The sequence below is a fragment of the Lacinutrix sp. genome, from assembly GCF_037625555.1.
Lineage (GTDB): Bacteria > Bacteroidota > Bacteroidia > Flavobacteriales > Flavobacteriaceae > Lacinutrix.
In genome coordinates, this window is the sequence record NZ_JASJHV010000030.1 from 1 (window position 1) to 2751 (window position 2751).

The window sequence follows — 2751 nt, forward strand, 5'->3', positions numbered from 1 at the left end:
CAGATAGTTATGCAATTCGGATGCATAAGAAATTAACAGGAAATATTATCTAATTCTAAATTATAAGCCGTAGTTTTATAAACATGAAGATTTAAAGGTAAAATATCGCTAATATGCATAAGAAATACATTTTAACATTAATTACAATAATAGTACTGTCTAGTTTTATTAATTGTAAATCAAAAAAAATAGATAAAAAAGAAGAGATTATTTTTCAAGAAAAACAAACGGTAGACGAAAAATACAATCAAGACAAATCAAAGCTTTTGATGTTGAGTTATGTGACACATAAATCTCCAGTCATAAGTTATAACTTTAAAGTGGTGGATTCAAAAACTAAAAAGGTGTTAAAAAAAGGAGTTTTTGTAGGGGAAAAGATAGAATGGTTAGATGCTACAACTTTGAAATGCACCAAACATGTTGGAATGATTCAAAAAGAAGAGGACCACATACTTTCACCAGAAACAGAAAAGAAAACAGCTATGAATTACATTATTATACATATTAACTAAAAATAAAGCCCTCCCGATGAGAAAAAGCTACCTTTTAATTGCAACCTGTCTGCTGTGCGCTCTTTTTATTTTTCAGTCTTGTCAACAAAATAAGAAAGAACCAACTTTAAAAACAGTAAAAGTAAAAAAGAAGATAAAAGATACGAGCAGTAGTCATAAAAAAGGAATTGAACACATTGCTGATTACCAAAAGCAAATTAGAAAAGGGATAGACGCAGAAGCTACTACTTATAAAAAAGGATATCTTATAGAAGAATTTAATAAAGCAACTCAAAAAGGGTTGGCAAAAAGTACAGCAAGCGCAATTACTCCAATTTTTATAGAAAGAGGACCTAATAACGTACCTGGTCGTTCACGAGGGATTGCTATTGATCCAAATAACACAAATAGATGGTTTGTGGGTACTGTTGGCGGAGGAGTCTGGCTAACAGAAAACGGCGGAACAACTTGGGAAAGCCTAACTGATTTTAAGATCCCAAACTTAAGTACTTCTACAATTGTAATGAGTCAAACAAACTCCAACGTTCTTTACGTAGGTACCGGTGAACCTTTCGGAAACTTGGGTGCAATCGGAGGATCCGGAGTATTTAAAACAACAGATGGCGGTGCTACTTGGCAAAGTCTAACAGCAACCGTTGCTTTTGGTGACGTTGGTAGAATTATTATTAACCCTGCAAATGATCAGAATGTTCTTATAGCAACTTCTTCTGGTATTTATAGAACTATAAATGGTGGTTCTGTTTGGGTTCGAACATTTAATTCTTCTGGGTATCGTGTGCAAGATTTAGATGCAGACCCTAGTGATTTTAATATTCAATATGGTTCTGTAAATGGATCTGGTTTGGTTAAAAGTACAGATGCAGGGATTACCTGGTCTTTTGTTTTTGAAAAAGATGATTTTAACACAAATTATAGCAGATTTGAAACAGATGTTTCAGCTGCAGACCCGAATACTATTTTTATAAGTGTGTATAGTTCTTCAGGAGGTACGGTTTCCGAAAACACAGATTTTTATGTCTCGAGGAATAAAGGTGCAACTTTTACCAGTTTAACAACTACAGATACGAATGCAAATTTATTAACAGGGCAAGGTTGGTATGATAATGTAATTATGGCGCATCCGTATGATGCTAATATTTTTTATGTTGGTGGTGTAGCTGTATTTAAAGTGTCGGTTTCAGGGAGCGCATTTACTGCTACTTCTATTGCTTCTGGCTATGACAGTTCTCAAATCAATACAGGTGTTCATGTAGACCAACATGGCTTGTTTTCTATTTTAGGAAGCAATAATGAATTCAGAATTCTATTGGCAAATGATGGTGGTGTTTTTAGTACAACTATGAAAGAAGATACTGGTGCAATAGAGGGCGATTGGTCTGCTGCTGTAGGAGGAAAAAATAGCACACAGTTTTATGGAGCTGCAAAGCAAAATGGCATAGATAATTATTTAGCAGGCGCTCAAGATAATGGAAGTTGGATTTCTCAAGGAGATGATTCTTCGAAGTCTAAATCCTTTATTAATGTTACAGGGGGAGATGGTTTTGAAGCTATTTGGCATTATAATAATCCAAATGATATTATTACTACAAGTCAAAGGAATGTAATATATAGGTTTATTAATTTCCAGGGAGCGGTTGCAAATATACCGGATTCTAGCGACAGTGATAAATCACCGTTCTACACAAAAGTTGCAAATGTAGATAACAATCCAGATGTTATTTTTACGGTTTCAACTAGTGGTGTTTGGCGCTCAACTGACTTCGCTGGAAACTGGAATTTAACACCAATTAACGCTAATTTTACTACAGATGCTTCAAGTGCATTAAATGTTAAAGTATCAACGGCAGATCCAAATGTTGTTTGGGCTGGAGCAGCGATGACAGAAAGTGGGAGTTTTACTTTACATGTATCACAAGATAATGGACAAACTTTTAACCCATCTGGAACTTATAACAATTCAAATGGCGAGCATAATTTATTTATCTCTGGCTTAGCAACTTCTTACACAGAAAAAAACAGAGCATATGCACTTTTTTCTTCGCAAGGAGCTCCAAAAATTTTAAAAACTGAAAACTTAGGTAATACTTGGATTGATATAACAGGTTTTGAAACAAGTATAAATACTGGTTTTCCAGATGTAGCAGTGCATGCTGTTTTAGAGATGCCTTTTGATAAAGATATTATTTGGGCAGGTACAGATATTGGCCTTTTTGAAACAGAAAATGGAGGTACAAGTTGG

1 protein-coding gene and 1 pseudogene are annotated in these 2751 nt (G+C 34.5%); both read left to right on the forward strand.

Going from position 1 to position 2751, the window contains the following annotated elements:
* Positions 1–113 precede the first annotated feature (113 nt).
* Positions 114–512 (forward strand): hypothetical protein, encoded by a 399-nt coding sequence (locus tag QNK89_RS01705; RefSeq protein ID WP_340169250.1) that lies wholly within the window; start codon positions 114–116, stop codon positions 510–512.
* 16 nt (positions 513–528) lie between these two features.
* A pseudogene (locus QNK89_RS01710) lies at positions 529–2751 on the forward strand (hypothetical protein); the annotation flags it as partial.